This window comes from Actinokineospora terrae, assembly GCF_900111175.1.
Taxonomy (GTDB): Bacteria; Actinomycetota; Actinomycetes; order Mycobacteriales; family Pseudonocardiaceae; genus Actinokineospora; species Actinokineospora terrae.
The window spans coordinates 31720-56750 of record NZ_FOGI01000007.1 but is presented as its reverse complement, the minus strand read 5'-3'; the positions used below and the strand labels follow the sequence as shown (position 1 = coordinate 56750).

Sequence of the window (25031 nt, the reverse complement as noted above, 5' to 3'; positions counted from 1 at the left end):
CTTCTGTGCCATGACAACCCATGCGGACCTCGTCGTCGTCGGCGCGGGCATCGTCGGCCTGGCGCACGCCGCCGAGGCCGTCGACCGCGGCCTGCGGGTGGTGGTGCTCGACCGCGACGAACGCGCGGTCGGCGCGTCCATCCGCAACTTCGGCCACATCTGCCTGACCGCCCAGCACGGCGACGCCCTCGCCTACGGGCTCGCGGCGCGGGAGCGGTGGCTGTCGTTGGCCGCGAAGGCGGGTTTCTGGGTGTCAGAGGCAGGAACCGTTGTCGCGGCACGCGCGCAGGACGAGGTCGCGGTACTCGCGGAGTTCGCCCAGCACCGTGGCGACCAGGTGCGGCTGCTCGACGCGAACGGCGTGCGCTCGCACCTACCGGTGATCTCCGACGAGGTCATCGGCGGCGCGTGGTTCCCGCTCGACCTGCGCGTCGACCCCCGCGAGGCGGCACCGGCACTGGCTGCGTGGTTGGCCGAACAGGGCGTCGACTTCCGTTGGCGCACAACGGTCACCGGCGTCGAGTCGGGCGCCGTGCACACCACCAGGGGCACCGTGACCGCCGACAACGTTGTGATTGCCGTTGGCCACGATGTCGACCGCCTGCTGCCGGATGTCGCCGAGGCCGCAGGCGTGCAACGGTGCTTGCTGCGGATGCTCCAAGTGTCCACACCGGACTCAATCAAGATCGCCCCCGCCGTCCTCTCCGGACTCTCCATGCTGCGCTACGCGGGCCTCACCGCCTGCCCGTCGGCGGCCGCGGTGCGGGAGCGGATCACCCGCGCCGACCCCGCGCTGCTCGACGTCGTCATGAACCTGATGTTCACCCAGCGACCCGACGGTGACCTCGTCATCGGTGACACCCACCGGTACGGCCTCACCCACGACCCGTTCGACGACGAGCCGACCGGCGACCTCGTCCTGCGGGAGACCGCCCGGCTGCTCGGCGTCGACCGGCTCACCGTCCGCGCCCGCTGGCGCGGGGTGTACGCGGCTTCCGAGCGGTCCGAGTTCCTCATCGCCACCCCCTCCCCCGGGGTCGGCGTGGTGTCCGTGACCTCCGGGATCGGCATGACCACCGCGTTCGGCCTCGCCCCCACCGTTCTCGACAGCCTAGGAGCACCATGAAGCGCATCGTTGTCCTCATCGCCACCGCGGCGCTGGCGCTGACCGCCTGCGGTAGCAACGAAGCCGCGACTGGATCACCGTCCTGCCCGGGCGGCGAGGTCAGGTTCGGCATCGAGCCCTACGAGGACCCGGCCAAGCTGACCCCCGCCTACGAGGTCCTCACCGGCGCGCTGCGGCGGGAGCTGAACTGCCCGGTGAAGCTGCAGGTCGTGCAGGACTACTCGGCCGAGGTGCTGGCCATGCAGAACGGGAAGCTGGAGCTGGCGCAGTTCGGCCCGCTCGGGTTCGTGTTCGCCAGCCGCCGCGCCAACGCCGAGCCGCTGGCCTCCTTCGGTGACGCGCAGGGCACGCTGACCAGCTACAAGGCCGGGATCTGGGTGCCGAAGGACTCCCCCGCCCAGTCGCTGGCCGACCTGCGCGGCAAGTCCCTCGCCCTCTCCGAGCCCGGCTCCACCTCCGGCGACGCGCTGCCCCGCGCCGCGCTGGCCAAGATCGGCCTGGACAAGTCGGCGCTGAAGCTGGACTACGCGGGCGGGCACCCCGAGGCCCTGCTGGCCCTCACCAACGGCAAGGTCGACGCCGCCGAGATCAACACCCAGCAACTGGCCACCGCGCGCGCCGCGGGCACCTTCGACGAGTCCCGCTTCCGCCAGGTCTGGGCGTCGGACCCGATCCCCAACGACCCGATCACCGTCGCGGGCAGCGCGAGCCCCGAGTTCAAGGCCGCCGCCCGCAAGGCCCTGCTCTCCCTCACCCCCGCCGAGGTGGCCGCCGTCGGCAAGTTCCTCGACGTCGACCCCGCAGGCCCCCTCGTCGCGGTCGACAAGTCCACCTACCAGCCCCTCTTCGACCTGGCCGACACCCTCGGCCTCACCGAAGGCGACGTTTAACCCTCCCTTTCCCGCCCTTTTCTCGCACCATTACCGTCCCATTTCCGCCCCATTCCAGCGCCTTTTCCCGCCACTGGACTGGTCGCCCAGCCCCCACCACTCCCGGGGGGCGTCCCTGGGCCAGTCTACCGGGGGTGGGGGGTGCGAGGGGCGGAGTGAGGGCGATCTGTGGACAAGTCGGGGGTTGTGGATGGAGGGATCCGCAGGTCAGCGAGCTGGGGTGACGAGCAGCAGCAGGGAAGTCAGCCGGATGGGTGAAAGTGGGAAGTCGTGAGAAATGCGCTTTCGGTGAAAGGGCTGCGGAAATCGTTCGGCGACCGGACCGTGTTGAACGGGGTTGATTTCGAGGTCCGGGCGGGCGAGTTGGTGGTGTTGCTCGGCGCGAACGGGTCGGGGAAGTCGACGGCGTTGCGGTGTGTCGTCGGGTTGGCCGAGGCCGACGCCGGGGAGATCACCGTCCACTCCGGACGCGCTGCGATGGTGTTCCAGCAGATCCACCTGGTGCGCAGGCGCAACGTGATCGACAACGTCTGCGCGGGCGGGCTGGCCGGGTTGCCGTTGTCGCGGTCGCTCACCCCGGCGCTGTTCCCCAGGGACCTGCGCGAGAAGGCCATGGCGTGCCTGGACCGCGTCGGGCTCGCCGACCGGGCGCGAGACCGTGCCGGATCCCTGTCGGGCGGGCAGCAGCAGCGAGTCGCGGTCGCGCGGGCGTTGTGCCAGGGGGCCGAAGTGCTGCTGGCCGACGAACCGGTGTCCGCGCTCGACCCCGCTGCCGCGACCCAGGTGATGGAGTTGCTGGTCGAGTTGGCGCACCGAGACGGGTTGGCCGTCGCGGCCGTGCTGCACCAGCCGGACCTCGCGCGCAGGCACGCCGACCGCGTGATCGGCCTGCTGCACGGCGAGATCCGGCTCACCACCGCGGCCGCTGAACTGTCCGATGTGGACATCGACGCGCTGTACGCACCGGATCGGGTCCCGGCATGACCACGCGCAAGTACCTCACCGCCGCCGTCGTCATCGCGGTCCTCGGCGTGGCGCACGTCTTCGCCTGGGGCACAACGGAAGTCTCGCCCGCGGCGTTGGTCGACGGCTGGCGGGGAATGGCGCGGTTCCTCGCCGAGGCCCTCCCGCCGGACCTCGACTGGGACACTGTCGTCCAACCCGGACTCGAAGGCTGCCTGACGACACTGGCGATCGGACTGCTGGGCACGACGCTGTCCATCCCGGCGGCGCTGCTGTTCGCGGTCATGGGCACGCGCGGGCGAAACCGGATCGTGTACCAGCTGTCACGCTCGGTCATGTCGTTCCTGCGGGCGGTGCCGGACGTGGTGTTCGCGCTGGTGTTCGTCACCGCGGTCGGGCTCGGGCCGTTCGCGGGCGTGCTGGCGTTGATCTGCCACAACGTGGGCGTGATGGGCAAGCTCTGGTCGGAGGCGATGGACGAGATCGACCCCGGCCCGGCCGACGCGCTGCGGGTGTCCGGGGCGCGCGAGGCGCAGGTGGTGGCGAACGCGGTCCTGCCTGCGGTGGTCCCTGCGCTGGTCGGGCTGCTGCTGTACCGGTTCGACGTGAACGTGCGGTCCTCGCTCGTGCTCGGGCTCGTCGGCGCGGGCGGGGTGGGGTTCCTGATCAACCAGTCGATCCAGCTGTTCCAGTTCGACCAGATGGCGACCTACATCCTGATGGTGCTGGTGCTGATCGTGGCGGTCGACCTGCTCAGCGCGGCGGTCCGGCGGCGGCTCGGCTGACCTTGCGCCGTTCGAGTGACAGATGAACCTTCAAGTAACAGCTGGTGTCTGTCTCCGATGGACTTTCCACACCGTCCGGTCACGGGAGACGCAGCCGCGCCCTCAGCGCGGGCCCGCGACCGGGCGGTGCCGGGGCGGCGGGCAGCGCACCGCCCACCACCCCACCCGGGTCCGCGGCGCCCGCCACCACGTCCACGGCGCGACACCACCCGCGCAGGCGCAAGCCATGGTGTCCACGCCGTCGACGCCCGACCGGCTGACCTCGGCGGGCGGACGGATCGTGCTGGCAGGCACCGCGGACCCGAGCCGCATCACTCAAGCCGGTAGCGCAACGAGTCGATCTGGCTCTGCCGCACGTCCTCGACCGTCAGCTCCGGGTCGCCGATGTGCGCGTGCGACAGCTCAGCCGGGTCCGGCTGCGCCTCCGCGCCCGGCCACGTCCCCGGTTCCCACAGCATGGACCGGACGAAGGCCTTGGGGCAGTGGGTGAACACCTCTTCCGGCCGCACGACCAGCGCGGCCCGCGGCGGCTTCCCGACCGCCGTCAGCCCCTCGAGCAGGTCGGCCCGCGCCGTCACGCACGCCTGCCCGTTGACCCGCAGCGTCTGGCCGCGCCCCGGGATGACGAACAGCAGCCCGACCCGCCCGGTCGCCACAACGTTGCGCAACGTGTCGATGCGCCGGTTGCCGGTCGCGTCCGGGATCAGGACCGTCCCGTCGTCCGTCACGTGCACGAACCCCGGCGGCCCACCCCGCGGCGTCACGTCGCAGTGCCCGTCCGCGTCGAAGCTGGAGACGAACACGATCGGCGCGCAGGCCACGAACTCCCGCGCCAACGCGTCCACCTCGTGGATGACCTTGTCGTGCTTGCGCTGCGGTTCCTCGTAGATCTCCCGCAGCCCCGCCTCGTCCGCTATCGCTCCCCAGAAGTAGTCCACCGGTCCACGCTATCCCCGGTGTCGTGGGATTTCCGCTCCCCCCTCAGCTCCGCGAGGGCGGCGAGGTCCGAGGCCAGCGCCTCCCGATCGGCAGGAGTCAGCTCCAACGCGTCGATCTGTTCCAGGAGCTCGGCAGGGGACTCGCCCACGCGGACTCGCAGTTCGGCCAGGTAGACCAAGGCAGGCAGCCGGTCTGCGGGCGGCGCGTCGGCGTGCCGGGCGAGGGCGTTCTCGAGCACGCGGACCGCGGCCGTGACGTCACCACGCGCGTCGGCCTGCCGCGCCGCCGCCTCCACCGCCTTGCCGAGCCCGCTCTCCGGCGCGGCCTCGTCCCCCGTGCGACCGGAGATCCGCAGCCAGTTCCCACCGGGGTCGACCACGCTGAACCCCGCCGACATGCCCTGCTTGCGCCGCGGCCTGGTCATCCGCGGGATGCCGGACACCGGCACCTTCCCGAACTCCGCCCGCAACCCGGCGGCGAACGCGGCGTGCAGCACCTCGGTATCCGCGACGACGATGACCACGCTGCCCATCGAGTCGGCCGGGTTGAACCCCTCGACGGCGAAGAAGTGCAGGTAGATGCCACCGCGCTGGACGGAGGCGAACGGGTTGGGGCGTTGCTGGCGGTAGGTCACCTCGAACCCGAGCGCGGTGTAGAAGGGCAGCACGTCGTCGAGATCTCGGCAGGGCAGACCGGGGATGACCAACTCGGTGGACATACCACTAGACCGTACACTGTTCGGAGTATGAGGAGGGCGCGGAGATGGAGTACGCCGGACGCGGGGACGCGGCGCGCACGATGATGCTGCTGTGGGACGGGCTTCCCGCACCGCAGCGCGGACCTCGGCAACGGCTCGACCTGCCGCGCATCGTTGACACCGCGATCGCCGAGGCCGACCGCGCGGGACCCTCCGCCCTGTCGATGCGCTCCCTCGCCCAAGCCCTCGGCATCGGTGCGGCATCGCTCTACACCTACGTGCCGGGCAAGGCGGAACTACTGGAACTGATGGTCGACCGCGTCGCGGGCACCCAATCCCTGCCCTCGGCCGCCAACGGGTGGCAGACCGGTCTGCGCGACCTCGCCGAGTCCGACCTCGCCAACTACCGCGCACACCCGTGGCTGCTGCAGATCGCGACGTCCCGCACGGTGTTCGGCCCCAACGTGATCGCGCGCTACGAGGCCGCCTTGGCGCTACTCGACGGCCTCGACCTCCCCGCCCTCGACATCGCGAACCACATCGCCACCCTCGACTCCTACACCCGCGGCGCCGCGGCACCAGTCGTCGAAGCCGAACAAGCCTTCTCCCACACCGGCAACACCGACGACGAGTGGTGGACCGCGCGAGCCCCCCTCCTGGACGAACGCCTCAACAACCGCTTCCCCCACCTAACCGCCCTAGCAACAAGAGGCGCCTTCACCGTCTCGTCGACAACGCAGCCTTACACCCTGCAACGCGCCCTAGACCGCTTCACCCACGGCCTATCCCTGCTCCTGGACGCCCTCACCACCCGCGTCACCACCGCGAAGACCACCACCTGACCGTGCATCCTGGCCGGTGACAGAAGAAGGCCCAGGTCAGCGAACTGACCTGGGCCTTCTGGCTGAGCCGCCTAAGGGAATCGAACCCTTGACCTGTTCATTACGAGTGAACCGCTCTGGCCGACTGAGCTAAGGCGGCGTGACCGGTGACCACTATAGCGGGTGCTGGGGCGTGACTTGCAGGCGCCCACGTCGTTTACTGGGGAGTAGGTGCGCGAGAGGAGCTGTGATGCGGCTGTTGGCCTTACCCGGGGCGGTGGCGGTGTTGGTGTTGGCTGCCGGGCCCGCGGGGGCGCAACCGACCACCCCGGTGCCGCCGGTGGTGGATCCGGGCGGGCCGCCTGCTTCGGCGCCGGTGGGGGTGCGGCCGTTGGGGCGGGCGGTTGGGGATGCGGGGACGGGGTTGGCGGTGATCCGGCTCTTACCGAACACGGCGCCTACGCGGTCGATCATCCCGGGGGCTGAGGACAAGCTGCCGAAGCAGGCCGGGGTGGAGGTGGGGTTCGGGTTGGCCAGTGCGCAGGTCAACTCGGAGGCGTACCTCAGCTTCGAGAAGGTCATCGCGCAGGCGTCGCCGGGGGGCATCGCGGTTCAGGGGGCCAGTCCGCAGACTCCGGGAGCGTTAGCGCAGACGGCGCCGCCGAACAATGTGCAGCCGAACAGCGGTGGCATCAACCCTCCCTCTACGCCGCTAGACACCCTCGTCAAGGCCGGGTTGCTCAACGGCCAGGTGCACGCGCAGTGGAGTGACACCCTCGGCCCGTGCGTGGGGACGATCGCGGACTCCTCGACCGAGTTGGCCAGCCTCTCCGCCCTCAACGCGATCCCCACCCTCCCCAGCACCCCTGACCTCGCGGGCGTGTTCGACGCCCCGAACCTCGACCCCGCAGCCGACCAGGCCGTGGTCGACGGGCTGAAGAACCTCGCGGGCGGCCTCAGCACCCTCGGTGGCGTGCTCGGCGCGAAGTCCGCGCTCCTCAGCCTCCCCAACACCCTCGCTGCCCGGTCCGTGGTCCGGTTGGTCGACATCCCCGGGTCCCCGAACAAGGCCGTCGAGTCCACTTCGACCATGCAGGTGGCCGCCGTGAAACTGCTCGCGGGCACCCCGTTCGAACTGTCCGTCAACGTCGTCAGCCAACCGACCCTGACCGTCACGTCCACTGGCGACAAAGCCACTTCGACCGTCCGCTACACCGCCCCGATCCTGGACGTGGTGCAGGGCGGGAAAAGCCTCGGCCGACTGGACGCCGCGAATCCCCGGCTCGACGTCCCGATCGGGATCCCGCTGCAGAACCCGGTGGAGAAGCTGCCCATCATCGGCGACCTGCTCGGCAACGGCCAGGTGATCCCGACCGGCCTGTCGAAACTGGACCTCGGGGTGCTGCGGCTTTCCGTCGCCGGGCTGAACCAGAAGGGCGAGGACTCCACGCAGCCGTTCCAGGGCTACCAACTCGGGGCGACCGCGCGGCTGCTCGACCTCCAGGTGCTGCCCACCGACGCCCTCGGCCTGCCGAACCTGCCGTCCGCGCTGGCGCAGATCTCCCTGGGCGAACAGGTGGCCCGGGCGTACGCACCCACCGGTGGCGTGGTCTGCGGGACCGCGACGAGCACTCCCCAACAACCGCCCGCCCCGCAGCCAAAGGGCCCGCAGCTGGCCTACACGAACGCCGCCTACCATTCCGTGCCCATTTTCTGGGCGGGCACCGGAATGTTGCTGTTCGGCGTCGTCCTCGTTGCCGCACTGCCGCGCAGGAAGCGGGTCTAGCCCATATACAACTGGGTGATCATCGACTCGACGGCGATGCGCGGTTTGACGTTCAGCTCAATGGCCTCGCGGCAGGCGAGAACCGCTTCCAAGCGGCGGAGGGTGGATTCCTGGGTCCACTTCTCCGCCGCCTGCCGAGAACTCGTGGAGTGGTCCGGGTGGTTCAGCGCCGCCGCCGAGCCGGACGAGGTGACCAGCACGTCGCGGTAGAAGCCGGCCAGGTCGACCAGGGCGAGGTCGAGCGCGTCGCGCTGGGTCCTGGTGGCCCGGGACTTCTGCCTGCGCTCCAGTTCCTTGATGGCGCCCGCACTGCCCCTGGTGGCCGCCGCGGCGCCCTTGCCGGTGCCCCCGGCGCCGAGCGCGGTCTTGAGCGCGTCCTTCTCCACCTCGTCCCGCGAGCCGCTGACCTGGCCCGCGTCCGCCTCGGCGGCACTGACCAGGTCGTCGGCGGCGTCGAACACGTCGGAGAGCCGCCGCAGGTTGATCGGGATGCGCAGCACCTTGTCCCGGCGCTCCCGCGCGGCCGGGTCGGTGGCCAGGCGCCGCGCCCGGCCCACGTGCCCGCTGCTGACCGACGCCGCCCAGGTCGCGGTCTCGCCGTCGATCCGGTCGCGCAGCTGGAGCACCTCGGCGATCGCGGCGGCCGACGGGGTCCGCAGCGCCACCACGCGGCAGCGGGAGCGGATCGTCACCGACACGTCGTCCGGGTGGTCCGACGGCGCGCAGAGCAGGAACACGGTGCGCGGCGGGGGTTCCTCGACCGCCTTGAGCAGGGCGTTCGCCGCGCCCTCGGTCAGCCGGTCGGCGTCGGTGATCACCACGACCTGCCAGCGCCCGCCGGTCGGCCGCCGCGCCGAGGTCTGCACCAGGGCGCGCATCTCGGCCACGGAGATCGACAGCCCCTCGGGGACGACCATCCGCACGTCGGCGTGGGTGCCGGACATCGCGGTGTGGCAGCCCTGGCACTCGCCGCAGCCGATCCCGCCCGGGGTGGTGCACTCCAGCGCGGCGGCGAACGCCCGCGCGGCGACCGAGCGGCCGGAGCCGGGCGGGCCGGTGAACAGCCAGGCGTGGGTCATGCCCGCGGCGGAGCCGGTGCCGTCGACCAGTTCGGCTGCCGCGGTGGCCGCCGTGCTGAGCACCGAGACCGCCTCGGTTTGGCCGACCAACTGCGACCAGACGGTCATCAGTACGACTCCGCCTGCGCGAACCGGGCCAGCTTGCGGCCCGCCATGGTGGTCTTGACCGCGATCAGGACCCGGTCGTGGACGTCGGAGGCGGACCCGTCGCCGTCGACCACCACGTAGCGGTCGGGGTCGGCGGCGGCCATGTCGGTGAGCACGCTCTGCACGTGCCAATGATGCTCCGCGTTCCCGGCGCGCGGCGGCAGGGTCGCCGGGTCGCGGTCGAGCAGCACGGTGATGTCCGGGCGCAGCCGCTCGGTGGCCCAGTCGGCCAGGCCCTCCAGCTCGGTCGGGTCCAGGCCCGCGGCGACCGACAGGTGCGCGAGCGGGCTGTCGACGAACCGCTCCATGACCACGACGGCGCCGCGGTCGAGCGCGGGCTGGATCTCGCGTTCGACCAGGTCGGCGCGCACGGCGGCGGCGACGAGGGCGTGCGCGCGGGCGCTGTTGAGGCCCGCCTCGGTGAGCACCGACCGCAGCCGCACGTCGTCGAGCGCCGGGTCGGCGGCGAGCAGGACGTCGGTGCCGGAGTTCGCGCGCAGCCAGTCGGCCAGCAGCGTGGCCTGGGTGGAGGTGTCGATGTGGGTGTTGCCCTCGACCGCGATGAGCAGCCCGGTCGAGCGGCGCTTGGGCTTGCGGCCGATGGCGGCGCGCAGGTCGGACAGGATCGTCTCCGACCGGCGGTCGTCCATCTGCCGGTAGGCGAGCACGCCCATCACGGTGGCCAGCAGGCCCGCGCCGAGCAGCACCGGGCGGGTGCCGTCGATGATCATCGACCGGCCGAACAGGGTGACGCTGTGCGGGGCGACCAGGCCGACCAGCACCGGGGTGAGCGCCATCCCGCCAGCGAAGATGATCTTCATCAGCGACTGGTAGATGGCGTTGATCCGGCCCCGGATGGCGTCGTCGACCTCGGTGCCGATGATCGTCACGCCGGTCAGGAACGCCGCGCCAGCGCACATGCCGAGGATGGCGCAGGTGATCAGCGAGACCACCAGGTGCGGCGAGAGCGCCACCAGCAGCAGGTCGATGCCCGCGGTGACGATCGCGATGCCGAAGAGCCGGTTGCGCGGCAGCTTGCGGGCGAGCTTCGGCGCGCCGCCCATGCCGGTGGCCAGGCCGATGAACAGGGCGACGAACAGCAGGCCGAAGCTGGCCTGACCGCCGAGCACGCTGGTCGCGTAGACCTGCGAGGACCCGACCAGCGCCCCGGCCGCGACGAACGCGCCGATCATGCCGATGAGCAGGCCGCGCACCAGCGGCGACGTCCGCACGAAGGTGGCCGCGTCGCGCAGCATGGCGCCGAACCCGCCGCTGGTGTCGGGCTTGTCGGACTCCACCGCCTTCGGCGCCGAGGTCACCCGCCGCGAGAGCTCCGGGATCCTGGTGGCGATGGTGGCCGCGCTGGCCAGGTACAGGGCGGCGATGATGAACAGCACCAGCCTGGTCGCCCCGGCCTCGGACGCGCCCGACTCGGTGGCGGCGCGTTGCAGGCTGAAGTTGGTGTTGATGCCGGTGATGGCCGCGTAGAGGCCACCGGCGCTGATCACCGCGATGCCGTAGGTCATGACCATGCCGAGCTGGTTGGCCGTCTCGACCTGGTCCGGCCTGCGCAGCAGGTTGGGCACCGCGGCGTCCTTGGACGGGATCCACAGCAGCGCGCAGAAGCCGACCAGGAAGTTGCCGACGAACAGCCACAGCGGCGAGCCGACGATGGCGATCGACAGCAGCAGGCCGAACCGGCCGACGTCGGCGAACACCATCACCTTGCGCCGGTCGAACCGGTCGGCGAACAGGCCGCCGAGCGGGGCGAACAGCAGGCCGGGCAGCAGCTGGGTGAGCACGACCCCGGCGAAGGCGAAGCTCTGCGTCTTGTAGTCCTGGGTGGCCTGGCTGACCAGGCCGGTCAACGCGAGCAACGACAGCCAGTCAGCCACGCTGCACAGGTAGGTGACCCCCCACAGCCTGCGGAAGGGGCGGATGGCGAGCACGCTGCGTGCCCGGTGCGCCATCGAGGTCTCGGCGCCGGAGGAGGTCTCGCCGACCGTCCCGGTGCCCGCACTGCTCTCGCCGTTCAGACCCCCACCCACCTTCCACGCGGTCCGACCTGGCCCCAGGGTAACCGGGGAACCGGTCTGACCTGGTCATCCGGGTGGCGCACGGCACGCCGTGGCCCGGTCACACCGGGCTAACGGCATGAACCGGACTAGTCCACCCGGGTGACGAGCACGTCCCGACCGGCACAGGCTAGCCGGCCTGTCACCGGAACGGGTGACTTCGCGTGATCCCGCCGGATCAGGACTTGGACTTGGCGGGTGCCTTCTTCGCCGCGGCCGTCGACTTGGCCGCCGTGGTCTTGGCCGCGGCCGTCTTGGCCGTCGTCGACTTGGCGGCGGTGGTGGTCTTCTTGGCCGGGGCCTTGCGCGGAGCGGCCGCCCGCTTCGGCGCCGGGCCCTTGGCGCGCTTCTCCGCCAGCAGCTCGGCGGCGCGCTCGTCGGTCAGCGTCTCCACGCTGTCGGACTTGCGCAGCGAGGCGTTGAACTCCCCGTCGGTGACGTACGGGCCGAAGCGGCCGTCCTTGACGACCATCGGCTTGCCGGAGACCGGGTCGTTGCCCATCTCCTTGAGCGGCGGGGCCGACGCGGCGGCCTGCCTGCCGCGCTTCTTCGGCTCCGCGTAGATCTTCAGGGCGTCTTCCAGGGTGACGGTGAAGATCTGGTCCTCGCCCGCGAGCGAGCGCGAGTCGGTGCCGCGCTTGAGGTACGGGCCGTAGCGGCCGTTCTGCGCGGTGATCTCCTCGCCGTTGCCCGGGTCGACGCCGACCACGCGCGGCAGCGACAGCAGCTTGAGCGCGTCGTCGAGGGTGACGGTGTCCAGCGACATCGACTGGAACAGCGAGCCGGTGCGCGGCTTGGGCTTGGCCGGGGCCTTGGCCCTGGTCTTCTTCGCGCCCTCGGCGGGCGGCGGCTCCTCGACCTCGGGCAGCACCTCGGTCACGTACGGCCCGAAGCGGCCCTCCTTGGCCACGATCTCGTTGCCGGTGACCGGGTCGGTGCCCAGCGAGCGGCCCTCGACCGGGGTGGCGAACAGCTTCTCGGCGATCTCCACGGTCAGCTCGTCGGGCGGCAGGTCCTCGGGCAGGTTCGCCCGCTGCGCCGCGCCGTCGACCTCGCGCTCCAGGTACGGCCCGTAGCGGCCGACGCGCACCACGACCGGGCGGTCCTGGTCGTCGGAGAACACCTCGATCGAGTTCACCACCTTGGCGTCGATGTGCTCGACACCGGAGCCGACCAGCTTCTTGAGCCCGCCGGAGCGCCCGACCGAGCCCTCGGGGCCGACCGCGCCGCCGAAGTAGAAGCCGGACAGCCAGTTCGTGCGCTGCTGGGTGCCCGCGGCGATGCCGTCGAGCTCCTCCTCCATGGCCGCGGTGAAGTCGTAGTCGACCAGCCGCTCGAAGTGCTGCTCGAGCAGGCCGATCACCGAGAACGCGATCCAGGACGGGACCAGCGCGGAGCCCTTCTTCCACACGTAGCCGCGGTCCTGGATGGTGTTGATGATCGAGGCGTAGGTCGACGGGCGGCCGATGCCCAGCTCCTCGAGCGCCTTGACCAGGCTCGGCTCGGAGTAGCGCGGCGGCGGGCTGGTGGTGTGCCCGTCGGCGGCCAGGTCGGTCGCGGTGACCGCGTGGCCCTTGGTCAGCAGCGGCAGGCGGCGCTCGGCGTCGTCGGCCTCGCCACCGGCCTCGGAGTCCACGGCCTCGACGTAGGCGCGCAGGAAGCCGGGGAAGGTGATGGTGCGGCCGGACGAGGAGAACACGCACTCCTCGCCGCTGGCGGCGTTGCCGGTGATCCGCACGGTCATCGTGGTGCCGCGCACGTCGGCCATCTGGGAGGCGATGGTGCGCTGCCAGATCAGCTCGTAGAGGCGGAACTCGTCGGACTCGAGCTCGGCGGCCACCTGGCCGGGGGTGCGGAACACCTCACCGGCCGGGCGGATGGCCTCGTGCGCCTCCTGGGCGTTCTTGACCTTGCGCGTGTACTGGCGCGGGGTCGGGTGCACGAACTGCGGGCCGTAGAGGTCAGAGGCCTGCGAACGGGCAGCTTGGATCGCGGTCTCCGACAGCGTGGTGCTGTCGGTACGCATGTAGGTGATGTAACCGTTCTCGTAAAGCCGTTGCGCGGTGCGCATCGTGCGGTCGGAGCCGAAGCGCAGCTTGCGGCCCGCCTCTTGCTGCAACGTCGACGTCATGAACGGCGCGTAGGGCTTACGGGTGTACGGCTTCTCCTCGACGCTGGAGACGGTGAGAGCCGCCCCGTTCAGCGAGTCGGTGAGACGGCGTGCCTCGGTCTCTTCGAGCAGGAGGACCTCGGTGGTGCCCTTGAGCTTGCCGTCCTGGCCGAAGTCGCGGCCGGTGGCCAGGCGGGTGCCGTCGACCGAGAGCAGCCGGGCGCCGAAGGTGCGCGGCTCGGCCTCGGCACCGGCGTCCATCGACGCCGAGATGTCCCAGTAGCTCGCCGCGATGAACGCCATCCGCTCGCGCTCGCGCTGCACGACGATCCTGGTCGCCACCGACTGCACGCGGCCAGCCGAGAGCCTCGGCATGACCTTCTTCCACAGGACCGGGCTGACCTCGTAGCCGTAGAGCCGGTCGAGGATGCGGCGGGTCTCCTGGGCGTCGACCAGGTCGCGGTCGAGGTCGCGGGTGTTCTGCGCGGCGGCGAGGATCGCGGGCTCGGTGATCTCGTGGAAGACCATCCTGCGCACCGGCACCTTGGGCTTGAGCGCCTCGAGCAGGTGCCAGGCGATGGCCTCGCCCTCGCGGTCGCCGTCCGTCGCGAGGTAGAGCTCGTCGACGTCCTTGAGCAGGCCCTTGAGCTCGGTGACGGTCGACTTCTTGTCCGGGGTGACGATGTAGATGGGCTCGAAGCCGTTGTCGACGTTGACACCCAGGTTCGACCAGCTCTCGCCCTTGAACTTCTCCGGCACCTCGGCCGCCTTGCGCGGCAGGTCGCGGATGTGGCCCCGGGAGGACTCGACGACGAAGTTGCGCCCGAGGTAGGACGCGATCTTGCGCGCCTTGGCAGGCGACTCGACGATCACGAGCCGACGTGGCTCGGCACCGCCGGTGCCGTTGCCGTTTCTCTGCGTCCCAGTCGCGCCTGCCACGTGTCCTGCTCTCTTCTTACCCCGTGTCCGTCCCGCGTCAGCCTGCCAGTGTGCACGCCACGTCAGGGGGGCCCACTCCCAGGTTGCCCCAGCACGGCGGATCAGCCGACGAAGTATGGCCCTTTTTCCACCAGTAGCACGGTCAGGACACGGCGCGCATCCGGGAAACCGCGGGCCACTGCTCCGCGCACCCCGATCCGGCCGGTGGTCCGACCAGCTCGCGGAGCCGCCCGAGGCGCCGCCTGCCGATCAGCCGCAAGGCTGTCCCACCATCATCCACCCGGTACATCGTCGCAGGTAAACCGCACTGCGCGAGGGCGAACAGGAGAGGTTCGTGGGTGCCGGGCGCGTCGGGGTCCAGCGGCAGCAGGTAGGCGGCGTCGGCCCAGCGCCCGGCCGCGGCGACCCACATCCGCAACGCGGCACCATCGGGGACGAATCCGGCGGGCACGGCCTTGGCAGCGCCGTCACCCCAGGCGGCGGCCAGCGGTGCGAGGTCGACCCGGAACGCGGTGCGCAAGCGGCTCACGTCGTCGTCGTCGGTGTCCGCCTCGGCGCCGACTCCCCGCTCCGCACAGGCCCTGACCAGGGCTTTCATCCGCCACGGCGCATCGATCGGGACAACAAGGCGGGCGGTGGCCCTGGCGAAGGTGATCGTCCGACCCGGCCCGCACAGCAGTCCGGCGAGGTCGGCGACCCTGGGGTGGCGCGCCTCGGCGGAGAAGAACGACATCTGCTGCGCCACGGCGCTCAGAATAGAACAGCAGTTCGATCACGGTAAAGCGTCCGGACCCCGGGTGGGCACCGGATTTACCCCGAACGGAGGAACGCGGGGCGGTCAGCCGCGCAGCGCGGGGACCCGGTCGCACTGCGGCGCGCGTTCGGCCCATCGGGTGACGTCGGACCCGGCGGTCCCGGCGAGCGGGTCGGCCAGGTCGAGCGCGGCCACCTCGGGCGCCACCTCGCCCGCGACCTCGGCCACGACGTGGGCGGTGGTGTTGTCGTCGAGCACGGTCCGCGCCTCGTCGAGCGGGGCGCGCAGGCCGCGGTAGGTGTCGGCGGCGACGTGCGCAGCGCGGTCACCGCCGGTGATCGGGGAGGGCGCCAGCGCGTCGATGGCGGTGACGGCGCTGCTGAGGCCGTCGGTGAGGGCCGACAGGTACGCCGCGAGCGCGGTGCGGGCGGCGTCCGGGTCGGCCAGGTCGATGTCGGGCAGCGGTGTCGCCAGCACCGCACCGGCGTCGGCGACCACCGCGCAGAACCGGTCGGCCCAGGCGACCATGGCGGACGGGTCGGGGTCGGGCGCGGCCGAGCAGGCCGTGGCGAGCGCGGTGCCCGCCACGGCCAGAACCAGCCAGGTGCGCCCGGTGATCAGGAGGTGGGGGTGCTGCTCGCGGTGCCGGACGCGGCGTCGCCGTCGAGCGCCTTGCAGCTCGGGGCCGCCTTGAACGCCTTGTCCAGTTCCGCGCTGCCGCGCAGGCCCTTGGTCGGGTCCTCGAGCTTCTGCAGCGCCTGCAGGTCCTCGCCGACCTTGAGGAATGCGGCCTGGAAGGCGGCCGGGTCCGACGGCGAGGCGGCGGCCAGGTTGGTCTTCGCGGTGTCTACCGCGGTCTTGGCCTCCTCCAGCGCGGAGGTGGCCTTGGCGACCAGCGCCTTGCCGTCGGCGACCGGCGGGTCACCGGCGTCGCTGAAGCTGCTGATCATCTTGTCCAGCGCGCCGGAGAACTTGTCCAGGTACTCCACCAGCGAGGCCTGGGCCTTCACCGGGTTGCTCTGGTCGATCTCCGGCTGCGTGGAGAGCGCGGTCACCTGCGGGGCGACCGAGGCGCAGACCTTCTCGGCCCACGCGGTGGCGTCGCCGCCGGAAGCGGCGGAGGTCGCGGTGGTCGTCGTGGCCGCCGCGCCGCTCGAGGAGCCGCCGGTGGCCTTGTCGCTGCCACCGCAGCCCGCGAGGCTGATGGTCAGGGCAGCGGCCGCCGCGGTGAAGGCGACGAGTCGACGTGCCATGTCAATTCTCCTTGCATTGGTTGTCCGTGGAGGCGCCCGGGGAAGCCTCCCGGCGAATGCCCAAGATGCTCCCACGCTCCGGTGAACCCCCGCAGACCGGATGAGGCAGGTCCCGCGAACGGGACCTGCCTCATCGGGCTAACGCGAACGGGATTAGACGTTCGCGGTCGTTTCCGCCGGGGTGTCGGCGATAGCGGTACCGCGCCGCTTGGAGACCACGACGGCCGCCACGATCAGCACGACAGCGCCGAGCGCGATGCCGACCCGGGCGCCGGTCGAGGCGTCCACGCCGACCGACAGGGTCACGATGGCGGGCGCGATCAGCACCGAGACCAGGTTCATCACCTTGATCAGCGGGTTGATCGCCGGGCCTGCGGTGTCCTTGAACGGGTCGCCCACGGTGTCGCCGATGACCGTCGCGGCGTGCGCGTCGGACCCCTTGCCGCCGTGGTTGCCGTCCTCGACCAGCTTCTTGGCGTTGTCCCAGGCGCCACCGGAGTTGGCCAGGAACACCGCCATCAGCGTGCCGGTCGCGATGGCGCCGCCGAGGTAGCCCGCGAGCGGGCCGACGCCGAGGCCGAACCCGACCGCGATCGGGGCGAGCACCGCGAGCAGACCGGGGGTGGCCAGCTCGCGCAGCGAGTCGCGGGTGCAGATGTCGACCACGCGGCCGTACTCGGGCTTGCCGGTGCCCTCCATGATCCCGGGGATCTCGCGGAACTGGCGGCGGACCTCGAACACGATCGCGCCTGCCGCGCGGGTCACGGCGTTGACCGCGAGACCGGAGAACATGAACACGACCGCGGCACCGATGATGACGCCGACGAGCACGTTCGGGCTGTAGACCAGGAACGAGAACGCGTTGCCGCCATCGGCGATCGTCTGGCCTGCCTTGCCGAGGGCCTTACCGATCGCGTCCTGGTAAGAGCCGAACAGCGCGGTCGCGGCGAGCACGGCCGTGGCGATCGCGATGCCCTTGGTGATGGCCTTGGTGGTGTTGCCGACCGCGTCGAGCTCGGTGAGGATCTGCGCGCCCTCGCCGTGCACGTCGCCGGACATCTCCGCGATGCCCTGCGCGTTGTCGGAAACCGGGCCGAAGGTGTCCATCGCGACGATCACGCCGACGGTGGTGAGCAGGCCGCAGCCCGCGAGCGCGATGGCGAACAGCGCCACGATCACCGAGCCGGACAGCAGGAACGCGCCGTAGACGGCCGCGCCGATGACGATCGCGGTGTAGACAGCGGACTCGAAACCGACCGAGATGCCGGACAGGATCACCGTGGCCGCACCGGTCAGCGAGGTCTTGCCGACCTCCTTGACCGGCTTGTACTCGGTGCCGGTGTAGTAGCCGGTCAGCCAGAGGATCACGCCTGCCAGCACGATGCCGATGATCACCGCGATGGCCGCGATCACCGCGGGGCTGCCCGCGATCTGCGCCGTCTCCGGCGCGCCGAGCTCGGAGAACGAGGTCGGCAGGAAGATGAACGCCGCCGCGGTGCACAGCACGGCCGAGAAGAGCGCGGAGATGTAGAACGACCGGTTGATCGCGGTCAGGCCGCTCTCCCCCGGGCGGGCCTTGGTGATGTAGACACCGAGCATCGCGGTGATCACGCCGAGGGCGGGGACGATCAGCGGGAACAGCAGCCCGGACGCGCCGAACGCGGTGCTGCCCAGGATGAGCGCGGCGACCAGGGTCACCGCGTAGGACTCGAACAGGTCGGCCGCCATGCCCGCGCAGTCACCCACGTTGTCGCCGACGTTGTCGGCGATGGTGGCGGCGTTGCGGGGGTCGTCCTCGGGGATGTTCTGCTCGACCTTGCCGACCAGGTCCGCGCCGACGTCGGCCGCCTTGGTGAAGATGCCGCCGCCGACGCGCATGAACATCGCGATCAGCGCGGCGCCGAAGCCGAAGCCCTCCAGCACCTTGGGCGCGGTGCCGGTGTAGACGAGCACCACGATCGCGGCGCCGAACAGGCCGAGGCCCACGGTCGCCATGCCCACCGCGCCACCGGTGCGGAAGGCGATCCTGGTGGCCTTCTCCCGGCCGCCGTCCTCGATCGACGCGGCGGCCACGCGCAGGTTGGCCTGGGTGGCCAGCCACATGCCCAGGTAGCCGATGGTGAACGAGAAGACCGCGCCGACCAGGAAGAACAGCGAGCGGCCTATCCGCTCGCCCGCACTGTCGGCGGGTAGCAGGAACAGCAGCAGGAACACGGCTGTACCGAAGATGAGAAGTGTGTTGCGCTGCCGCTTGAGATAAGCCGCCGCGCCCTCCTGAACCGCCTTGGCGATCTCCTGCATCTTCACGGTGCCCTGACCGGCGGCCAGGACCTCCTTGAGCAAGACATAGCCGACGGCAAGAGCGGCGAGGGCGATCACGGCGACCACGGCGACTACACCGCGGTCTCCGCCGGTGAGCGTCAGGCCCTCCGCGAGGAACTGCCCGGACATCCGTCCTCCTGATGATCTGCCTGTACAGCGCCGACATCCGCCATTACCACAAGACGTCTACCGACCCCGTTTTCGCGTGTGCGCCACCACAATCGGTGGGATGTCGGCGGAGTCTATTGGTAAAGCGGATCACCTACGCGAGCTGTCCCATACCGTGCACGGTCAGTGATGTTACGCGGGCGGACTGTGACCAAACTCTCATGATCATCTTTACCGCCGCCCAGGCTGTCCGCCCGGTGTGCGAAGCTCGACGGGTGACTGTCGAGCTGGCGACCGACCGCGGCGCCGTGCTGCTCGGCCGGGTGCTGGCCGGGGTGCCCAGCGGCGAGAACCCGGTCACCCACGTCGCCGAGCTCCCCGCCCGCGCCGAGTCCACCGCGCCGTGGCCCGCGTGGACACCGGAGCCGGTGCGGGAGGCGTTTGTCCGCACGGGAGTCCGGCTGCCGTGGACGCACCAGGTCGACGCCGCGGAGCACGCGTACGCGGGTCGCAGCGTGGTGATCGCGACGGGTACCGCTTCCGGCAAGTCCTTGGCGTACCAGCTACCGGTGACGGCAGCGCTGACGGAGGACGCGCGCGCGACTGCCCTCTATATCTCGCCCACCAAGGCATTGGGGGCCGATCAGCTCCGCGCGGTGCACGAACTGGAGCTGCCGGACCTGCGCGCGTCGGCCTACGACGGCGACACCCCGATGGTCGAACGCGACTGGGTGCGCTCCCACGCGCGCTGGATCTTCACCAACCCGGACATGGTCCACCGCGGCATCCTGCCCAGGCACGACCAGTGGACGTCGTTCTTCCGGCGCCTGCGGTTCGTGGTGGTCGACGAGTGCCACGCCTACCGGGGCGTGTTCGGCTCGCACGTCGCGCTGCTGCTGCGCCGCCTGCGCCGGGTCGCCCTGCGCTACGGCGCGGACCCGGTGTTCGTGCTGGCGTCGGCGACGGTGTCGGACCCGGCCGGGTCGGCCACCCGCCTGTCCGGAGTGGACTGCGTGGCGGTCGCCGACGACGCGTCGCCGCGCGGGGCGCGCACGGTGGCGCTGTGGGAGCCGCCGCTGACGGAGCTCTCCGGCGAGAACGGCGCCCCGGTGCGGCGCTCGGCAGGCGCGGAGAGCGCGCGGATCATGGCCGACCTGGTCATCGAGGGCGCGCGGTCGCTGACGTTCGTGCGGTCCCGGCTGGGCGCGGAGCTGACCGCGTTGGGGGCGCGGCGCATCCTCGACGAGGTCGACCCGGCGCTGTCCAGCCGGGTCGCCGCCTACCGCGCGGGGTTCCTGCCGGAGGAGCGGCGCGCGTTGGAGCAGGCGCTGGCCTCCGGTGAGCTGCTGGGGGTGGCGAGCACCAACGCGCTGGAGCTCGGGGTCGACATCGCCGGGTTGGACGCGGTGGTGGTGGCCGGGTACCCGGGGACGCTGGCCTCGTTCTGGCAGCAGGCCGGGCGCGCCGGGCGGTCCGGCGACTCGGCGCTGGTGGTGTTCGTGGCGCGCGACGACCCGTTGGACACCTATCTCGTGCACCACCCGGCGGCGATCCTGGACAAGCCGGTGGAGGCCACGGTCACCGACCCGGGCAACCCGTACGTGCTGGCCCCGCAACTGGCGTGCGCGGCGGCGGAACTGCCGCTGACCGAGGCGTGCCTACCCGCGTTCGGGCCGGGCGCCCGCCCGGTGCTGGATTCCCTGGTGGCGTCCGGAACCCTGCGGAAACGACCCAACGGCTGGTACTGGACCTCGCGCGAACGCCCCCAAGGGGCTGTTGACATCCGGGGTTCCGGGGGCGAGCAGGTCGCGGTCGTGGAAGCCGATTCCGGGCGGATGCTGGGAACGGTCAGCCAGGGCAAGGCGTGTTCGACGGTGCACGAGGGGGCGCTGTACCTGCACCAGGGGCGCTCTTATGTGGTCGACGAACTGGACCTCGACGGGCTTCTAGCGCTGGTGCACCCGGAGAGCCCAGATTGGACCACCTCGCCTCGTGAGGTCGTCGACATCTCGGTGCTGTCTACGCTGTCGCAGCAGGCTTATGGCGGCGTGACGGTGTGCCTGGGCGAGGTAGCAGTGACGTCCCAGGTGGTCGGTTACCTCCGCCGCCTGCCGTCAGGCCAGGTGTTGGACCAGGTGCCGTTGGACCTACCGGAGTCGACCCTCAACACCCGCGCGGTCTGGTACACGATCGACCAGGACCTGTTGACGGCAGCGGGTTTGGCCCGCACCGAGATCCCCGGCTCCCTGCACGCCGCCGAACACGCCGCGATCGGCCTGCTCCCCCTCTTCGCCACCTGCGACCGCTGGGACATCGGCGGCGTCTCCACCGCCCTGCACCCCGACACCGCCCACCCCACCATCTTCGTCCACGACGGCCACCCCGGCGGCGCAGGCTTCGCCGACCGAGGCCACGCCGCCCTCCTCCCCTGGCTCCAAGCCACCCACCAAGCCATAACCTCCTGCGACTGCCCCACGGGCTGCCCGTCTTGTGTCCAGTCGCCGAAGTGCGGCAACGGGAACGAGCCGTTGGACAAGGGTGGGGCTTTGAAGGTGTTGCGGGTTGCTGTGCAGGCATTGCGGGCTGGGGCTGAGTAGGTCTGGGGTTGGTGGCGGAGTTGTCCCCATGGGAGGTTGTTGTGCACAGGCGGGAATTTGTGCTTCTGGAGGCTTGTGAGGGCTCGATAGGCTGTGTATTCGGGGGATCTTGGGGCGGTTGATCTTGAGCTGGGGGTAGGCGGCTCTCGGTCTCGCCTGCGGCGTCGACGATCAACGGCTCGCCTTCGGCATTGCGTGGGGGCGCGAGTTACGAGCTTTGCTCAATGCGGCGAACTTGTTTTGCGCGGGGCCCCGACAGCGCCCGTGGCAGGACCGCAAAGCAGGGGCCGAAAAGCATGGCCCTGTCCGCGAACGACGCTACGGGCACTGCTCCCCCACGCAAAACAAGTCCGCCCCATCGAGCCGGCTTGGCACCAGCGACTCCGAGGAGCGCGTGTCGGCCAACGTCTGAGAGGGGCGCGTTGGGGCCAACGCGTGAGAGGGGCGCGTGGTTGGCCAACGTCGCAGAAGGGCGCGTGAGGATCAGCAGATCCGAGAAGCGCGTGGGTGGCCCACGATCGTGGAAACCGATACCCGTCCCTGTTCCTCGCCAGCGTTGGTTGGCGGTGGAGTGGTTTCTCCTGCGTTGGCCTTCGTGCGTCCCAACCTCAGCCCGAGCGGCGAGGCTCGCGGCCCTTGCCCGACTGCGCGCCCTGTGGCAACGCCGCCCCGGAACCCTCTCCTCCCACAGCAAAGGGTGGAGATGCGGCAGCGCGCCGGGGGCGACCGGTTGGGCGGTCGCGCTTCCCGGCGCGCTGCATGCCGCCGAGCTTGGGGGCTCGGGTCTGCTACCGCGTGGCCACGGGTGTGTGCGCGGGACCGTCGACGGGGAGTTCGCGACCTGCGGGGTAGGCACCGGGAGGCGGGTCGGTGCCTGGTGCAGGGTCGGTCATCCCGGGGCGGGGTGTCGACTGGGCGGCTGGGCCGCTGTCCCTGTCCGTGGCGGTGCGCGGGAGACCGGAGTCCCCAGCTTGTGCTCGGCTGGCTGCCTGTCCTCCGGGGACGCACTCGGGCGGGAGTTGAGCGTCGGCCCGGTGGACAGGCTGGGTGTGGTCGAACCGGGCGCCCTTGGCGGGAGGGCGGGATCCGGTCCACCACGGTGGGTGGTGGTCGGTCAGTCGCCGGTGGCGACCAGTGGGCGGGTGGTCGGTTCGCGCAGCGCGTCGAGCAGTGCGTCCTGGATGGTCTCGGTGGTCGGGATCTGCCAGCCGCACACCTCGGGCTTGACCCGCCAGTGCACGACGCCGTGCTGGAACGGGCTGGGCGGCAGGGGGATCCAGTCGCCGGTGCCGCGCAGCGCGATGTCGGGGTTGGCGGCGAGTTCGGCGGTGAGGCCGGACCCGGTGCGGGTGAGGAAGAACCAGCGGTGCTCCGGGGTGGCGAGGATCGGCACCGGCAGCCCGACCGACCGCAGCACCCTGGCCGCGCGCCTGCCGAGGTCGTCGCCGACCTCGATGGCGTCGTAGCCCAGGCCGGTGGCCAGCAGCAGGCTGTAAGGCTGACCGGTCCACCAGGTGGCGACCTGCTCGGCCTTGGTGCCGACCCGGTCCTGCCAGTCGGCGTGGATCGGAACGGGGCCCGTGGAGTCCTCGGAACCGTCGCGACCGGCCCAGTGGCCCGCGACCGGGTAGGTACCCGGCAGCACCGGCCAGCCGCGGAACGCGAGGCCGATCGCCTCGGCGCGCAGCTCGACGCGGAACGCTCGCCGCCAGTTGTCCGACCTCACGGTTCCCAACATCTCGGGCACTGCCTCCTCGGGGTACGGGAGCCGGTCCGGCGCCCTACACCTCACTCAACGGCATCGAGGACGCTGTACGAAACTCGCCGTCGACAACTGGTCGGTCTGGCGAGGTAAGTGACCGGTGGGCCGACCGGAGCGACCAAACTCACCGGACCGGTCACCCGCACACCCCCGCGAGGTCCACGCACGGCCGTACACCGAACCGCGGCGACGCCGCTAGCGGGCCTGCCACCTGCGGAAACACCGGTCGCCACGGTGGGTGACCACTGCCGCCACCCGGACGGCCCCGGACATCCTGTGATGCCGTTCACCGTCTGGAGCCGACCGCTTGGCCGCCGCTGACCGGTCCGGCCCGCGCCGCCGCGACCGCGGTCCCGACCACCGCGACACCGGGGACCACCACCTCGACCGTCGCGTCCCAACCGCTCACCGCACACCGGACGAGCCGCGCGCCCATCCGCTCGGCGACCCACCGGGCGCGCCCGCAAGCGGACTCGACGCCGTCGACCACGTGCGCGGCCGCGGCCAACGCCCCGAGATCAGCGGCACCCCGCGCCCGGTGCCGGGCCGCGACCACACCACCGAACGTCAGGACCATGAGTACCACTGCCATCACCCCGGCGATCACCGCGAGACCCAAAACCGTCGCGAACCCGCCGTCGCCCTGATCCTCGCCGGGGTGGTGTTCGGCTCCCGGCGTCCACGGCGGATAGGTGGTCACGGCGTGACCCCCGGTTCCAGCACAGCGTGGGCGGTGGCGTGGGTCGGGAACAGCGGGTGGTTGGTGTCGATGGTGACGGTGATCGTGTCGGACGTGGTGTGGATGGTGATGGTGGCTTCGGGTGGAGCCGCCTGCTGGGCTGCTGCCTGCGCTCGGCCGAAGTCGCCCCTGATGGCCAGGCGGGCTGCTTGGGCGGCGGCGTCCACGCAGCGCACGTGGTCCACCGCGGCGGCGATGGCGGTCAGGGCGAGCAGCAGAACGGCCACGATCGCACTGAGGACCAGTGCCGCCTCGACGGTGACTGAGCCGTTGTCGTCGTTCACGGCGACAACGCGTCAATGATGATCTTCGTCAGCGCCGCGGACACCTGGTCGCTGATGAGGATGGCGATCAGCACCCCGCCGAGCAGGGCAGCGCCCATGACGCAGAGGGCGTACTCGACGGAGACCGAGCCGGTCTCGTCGTGGAGGAAGTCGTGCACGGTGAACTCCATGGGTCTCTTTCGAACAGTCAGAAGTGGAACGCCCGCTCGGCCGTGCCGATGACGACGGGCAGCACGCCGACGCAGAGGAACGCGGGGAGGAAGCACAGCCCGAGCGGCAACGTGATGAGCACCCCGGCCCGCTGCGCCCGCGCCTCGGCGGCGTGCTCGACACCGGCCCGCACATCACCCGCCAACCGGCAGGCGACCTCGGCGAGCCCAGCCCCGGACCGCGCGGTCCGCCGAGCCGCCCTGGCCAACGCCGCCGTCTCCGGGGCGTCGACTGCCGCAGCCCAGGCCTGACGTGGATCAGCGCCCAACGCCAGGTGCTCGGCCACGCCACGCAGGACCTCGCCCGCGCGCCCAGGTAAGCCCGCACTCACAGCGGTGATGGCTGTCGGCACCGGCATCCCAGCCCGAAGGCACGCCGCGAGCATGTCCCAGGTGGCAGCAAGCCTCAACTCATCCACCTTGACCTGCGGCGGCCTAAGAGCTCGCCGCGCGCCCAGATAAGCCAAGACACCAGCGCCCAGTCCCGCAACGCCAACAACCACAACACCCAGACTCGCCGCCGAAACACCCGCGAACACCGGCACCAACCACTTCGGCCGTTCCCTGCGGCCAAGCCCCATGACCCGACGAAACCGCCGCCGCCCTGGCGCCAATGGAGCGACGACCAGTAGTGCCACCGCCAGAA

At 71.1% G+C, this 25031-nt stretch carries 21 protein-coding genes and 1 tRNA gene; 7 read left to right on the top strand and 15 right to left on the bottom strand.

The annotated features are described in order from the left end of the window. Positions 1-10 precede the first annotated feature (10 nt). From BMY07_RS16705 to phnE, 4 genes are all read left to right on the top strand, one after another. Entirely contained in the window at positions 11-1126 is a 1116-nt protein-coding gene (locus tag BMY07_RS16705) for a TIGR03364 family FAD-dependent oxidoreductase (protein ID WP_092779259.1), read from the top strand. Next, positions 1123-2016, top strand: a complete 894-nt coding sequence (locus BMY07_RS16700) for a phosphate/phosphite/phosphonate ABC transporter substrate-binding protein (RefSeq protein ID WP_092779257.1) — start codon at positions 1123-1125, stop codon at positions 2014-2016. Before BMY07_RS16705 ends, BMY07_RS16700 begins: the two co-directional genes overlap by 4 nt. 324 nt (positions 2017-2340) lie before the next feature. Continuing rightward, positions 2341-3000 carry a phosphonate ABC transporter ATP-binding protein gene (locus tag BMY07_RS16695; protein WP_245782474.1) on the top strand — a complete coding sequence of 220 codons (660 nt, stop codon included), beginning with the start codon at positions 2341-2343 and terminating at the stop codon, positions 2998-3000. Next, positions 2997-3764, top strand: a complete 768-nt coding sequence (phnE, locus tag BMY07_RS16690) for a phosphonate ABC transporter, permease protein PhnE (protein ID WP_092779253.1) — start codon at positions 2997-2999, stop codon at positions 3762-3764. The genes BMY07_RS16695 and phnE overlap by 4 nt, the downstream gene beginning before the upstream one ends. A 311-nt stretch (positions 3765-4075) precedes the next feature. Here the strand turns inward: phnE and BMY07_RS16685 are convergent, their stop codons facing one another. Both BMY07_RS16685 and BMY07_RS16680 read right to left on the bottom strand, forming a co-directional pair. Continuing rightward, positions 4076-4702, bottom strand: coding sequence for an MSMEG_1061 family FMN-dependent PPOX-type flavoprotein (locus BMY07_RS16685; RefSeq protein WP_092779251.1), 627 nt, complete (start codon positions 4700-4702; stop codon positions 4076-4078). Next, entirely contained in the window at positions 4678-5421 is a 744-nt protein-coding gene (locus tag BMY07_RS16680) for a bleomycin resistance protein (protein ID WP_218150681.1), read from the bottom strand. Before BMY07_RS16680 ends, BMY07_RS16685 begins: the two co-directional genes overlap by 25 nt. A gap of 44 nt (positions 5422-5465) precedes the next feature. Between BMY07_RS16680 and BMY07_RS16675 the strand changes: the two genes are divergently transcribed. Further along, positions 5466-6242, top strand: a complete 777-nt coding sequence (locus BMY07_RS16675) for a TetR/AcrR family transcriptional regulator (protein WP_092779249.1) — start codon at positions 5466-5468, stop codon at positions 6240-6242. Between the two features lie 65 nt (positions 6243-6307). On the opposite strand, the gene BMY07_RS16670 is transcribed toward BMY07_RS16675, so the two are convergent. Then, positions 6308-6381, bottom strand: a tRNA-Thr gene (locus BMY07_RS16670). A 90-nt stretch (positions 6382-6471) separates the two neighbouring features. Here BMY07_RS16670 and BMY07_RS16665 point away from each other — a divergent pair. Further along, entirely contained in the window at positions 6472-8007 is a 1536-nt protein-coding gene (locus BMY07_RS16665) for a hypothetical protein (protein ID WP_245782444.1), read from the top strand. On the opposite strand, the gene BMY07_RS16660 is transcribed toward BMY07_RS16665, so the two are convergent. From BMY07_RS16660 to BMY07_RS16630, 7 genes are all read right to left on the bottom strand, one after another. Then, on the bottom strand, positions 8004-9194 hold the full coding sequence (locus tag BMY07_RS16660) for a DNA polymerase III subunit delta' (protein WP_092779245.1): 1191 nt from the start codon (positions 9192-9194) through the stop codon (positions 8004-8006). The genes BMY07_RS16665 and BMY07_RS16660 overlap by 4 nt on opposite strands. Beyond that, complete coding sequence (locus tag BMY07_RS16655; RefSeq protein ID WP_092779970.1) at positions 9194-11203, bottom strand: bifunctional MFS transporter/dTMP kinase; 2010 nt, start codon at positions 11201-11203, stop codon at positions 9194-9196. The genes BMY07_RS16660 and BMY07_RS16655 overlap by 1 nt, the downstream gene beginning before the upstream one ends. Positions 11204-11486: 283 nt before the next feature. After that, positions 11487-14357 carry a type I DNA topoisomerase gene (topA, locus tag BMY07_RS16650; protein WP_092779243.1) on the bottom strand — a complete coding sequence of 957 codons (2871 nt, stop codon included), beginning with the start codon at positions 14355-14357 and terminating at the stop codon, positions 11487-11489. Positions 14358-14499: 142 nt separating this feature from the next. Then, positions 14500-15102, bottom strand: coding sequence for a hypothetical protein (locus BMY07_RS16645; protein ID WP_245782443.1), 603 nt, complete (start codon positions 15100-15102; stop codon positions 14500-14502). Positions 15103-15195: 93 nt separating this feature from the next. Then, on the bottom strand, positions 15196-15699 hold the full coding sequence (locus BMY07_RS16640; protein WP_092779241.1) for a hypothetical protein: 504 nt from the start codon (positions 15697-15699) through the stop codon (positions 15196-15198). 29 nt (positions 15700-15728) lie between these two features. Continuing rightward, on the bottom strand, positions 15729-16364 hold the full coding sequence (locus tag BMY07_RS16635) for a hypothetical protein (protein WP_092779239.1): 636 nt from the start codon (positions 16362-16364) through the stop codon (positions 15729-15731). A 153-nt stretch (positions 16365-16517) separates the two neighbouring features. Continuing rightward, positions 16518-18815 carry a sodium-translocating pyrophosphatase gene (locus BMY07_RS16630; RefSeq protein WP_092779237.1) on the bottom strand — a complete coding sequence of 766 codons (2298 nt, stop codon included), beginning with the start codon at positions 18813-18815 and terminating at the stop codon, positions 16518-16520. 254 nt (positions 18816-19069) lie between these two features. Between BMY07_RS16630 and BMY07_RS16625 the strand changes: the two genes are divergently transcribed. Then, positions 19070-21391, top strand: a complete 2322-nt coding sequence (locus BMY07_RS16625; RefSeq protein ID WP_245782442.1) for a DEAD/DEAH box helicase — start codon at positions 19070-19072, stop codon at positions 21389-21391. A gap of 1114 nt (positions 21392-22505) precedes the next feature. Here BMY07_RS16625 and BMY07_RS16620 read toward each other — a convergent pair. The 5 genes from BMY07_RS16620 to BMY07_RS16600 all read right to left on the bottom strand — a co-directional run bounded on the left by BMY07_RS16620 (position 22506) and on the right by BMY07_RS16600 (position 24804). Then, positions 22506-23129, bottom strand: coding sequence for a bifunctional DNA primase/polymerase (locus BMY07_RS16620; RefSeq protein WP_092779966.1), 624 nt, complete (start codon positions 23127-23129; stop codon positions 22506-22508). A gap of 310 nt (positions 23130-23439) precedes the next feature. Then, entirely contained in the window at positions 23440-23853 is a 414-nt protein-coding gene (locus BMY07_RS16615) for an Rv3654c family TadE-like protein (protein WP_092779233.1), read from the bottom strand. Further along, positions 23850-24176 (bottom strand): TadE family type IV pilus minor pilin, encoded by a 327-nt coding sequence (locus BMY07_RS16610; RefSeq protein ID WP_092779231.1) that lies wholly within the window; start codon positions 24174-24176, stop codon positions 23850-23852. Before BMY07_RS16610 ends, BMY07_RS16615 begins: the two co-directional genes overlap by 4 nt. Beyond that, positions 24173-24346, bottom strand: coding sequence for a DUF4244 domain-containing protein (locus BMY07_RS16605; protein WP_092779229.1), 174 nt, complete (start codon positions 24344-24346; stop codon positions 24173-24175). Before BMY07_RS16605 ends, BMY07_RS16610 begins: the two co-directional genes overlap by 4 nt. Before the next feature lie 17 nt (positions 24347-24363). Beyond that, on the bottom strand, positions 24364-24804 hold the full coding sequence (locus BMY07_RS16600) for a type II secretion system F family protein (RefSeq protein ID WP_245782441.1): 441 nt from the start codon (positions 24802-24804) through the stop codon (positions 24364-24366). Between the last annotated feature and the right edge of the window lie 227 nt (positions 24805-25031).

What these genes read in the sequence shown, in the direction of transcription:
- BMY07_RS16705 (WP_092779259.1), top strand. Translation starts at nt 11, where the DNA reads ATGACAACCCATGCGGACCTCGTCGTCGTCGGCGCGGGCATCGTCGGC.
- BMY07_RS16700 (WP_092779257.1), top strand. Translation starts at nt 1,123, where the DNA reads ATGAAGCGCATCGTTGTCCTCATCGCCACCGCGGCGCTGGCGCTGACC.
- phnE (WP_092779253.1), top strand. Translation starts at nt 2,997, where the DNA reads ATGACCACGCGCAAGTACCTCACCGCCGCCGTCGTCATCGCGGTCCTC.
- BMY07_RS16680 (WP_218150681.1), bottom strand. Translation starts at nt 5,421, where the DNA reads ATGTCCACCGAGTTGGTCATCCCCGGTCTGCCCTGCCGAGATCTCGAC.
- BMY07_RS16675 (WP_092779249.1), top strand. Translation starts at nt 5,466, where the DNA reads ATGGAGTACGCCGGACGCGGGGACGCGGCGCGCACGATGATGCTGCTG.
- BMY07_RS16665 (WP_245782444.1), top strand. Translation starts at nt 6,472, where the DNA reads ATGCGGCTGTTGGCCTTACCCGGGGCGGTGGCGGTGTTGGTGTTGGCT.
- BMY07_RS16660 (WP_092779245.1), bottom strand. Translation starts at nt 9,194, where the DNA reads ATGACCGTCTGGTCGCAGTTGGTCGGCCAAACCGAGGCGGTCTCGGTG.
- BMY07_RS16655 (WP_092779970.1), bottom strand. Translation starts at nt 11,203, where the DNA reads ATGGCGCACCGGGCACGCAGCGTGCTCGCCATCCGCCCCTTCCGCAGG.
- BMY07_RS16635 (WP_092779239.1), bottom strand. Translation starts at nt 16,364, where the DNA reads ATGGCACGTCGACTCGTCGCCTTCACCGCGGCGGCCGCTGCCCTGACC.
- BMY07_RS16630 (WP_092779237.1), bottom strand. Translation starts at nt 18,815, where the DNA reads ATGTCCGGGCAGTTCCTCGCGGAGGGCCTGACGCTCACCGGCGGAGAC.
- BMY07_RS16620 (WP_092779966.1), bottom strand. Translation starts at nt 23,129, where the DNA reads ATGTTGGGAACCGTGAGGTCGGACAACTGGCGGCGAGCGTTCCGCGTC.
- BMY07_RS16605 (WP_092779229.1), bottom strand. Translation starts at nt 24,346, where the DNA reads ATGGAGTTCACCGTGCACGACTTCCTCCACGACGAGACCGGCTCGGTC.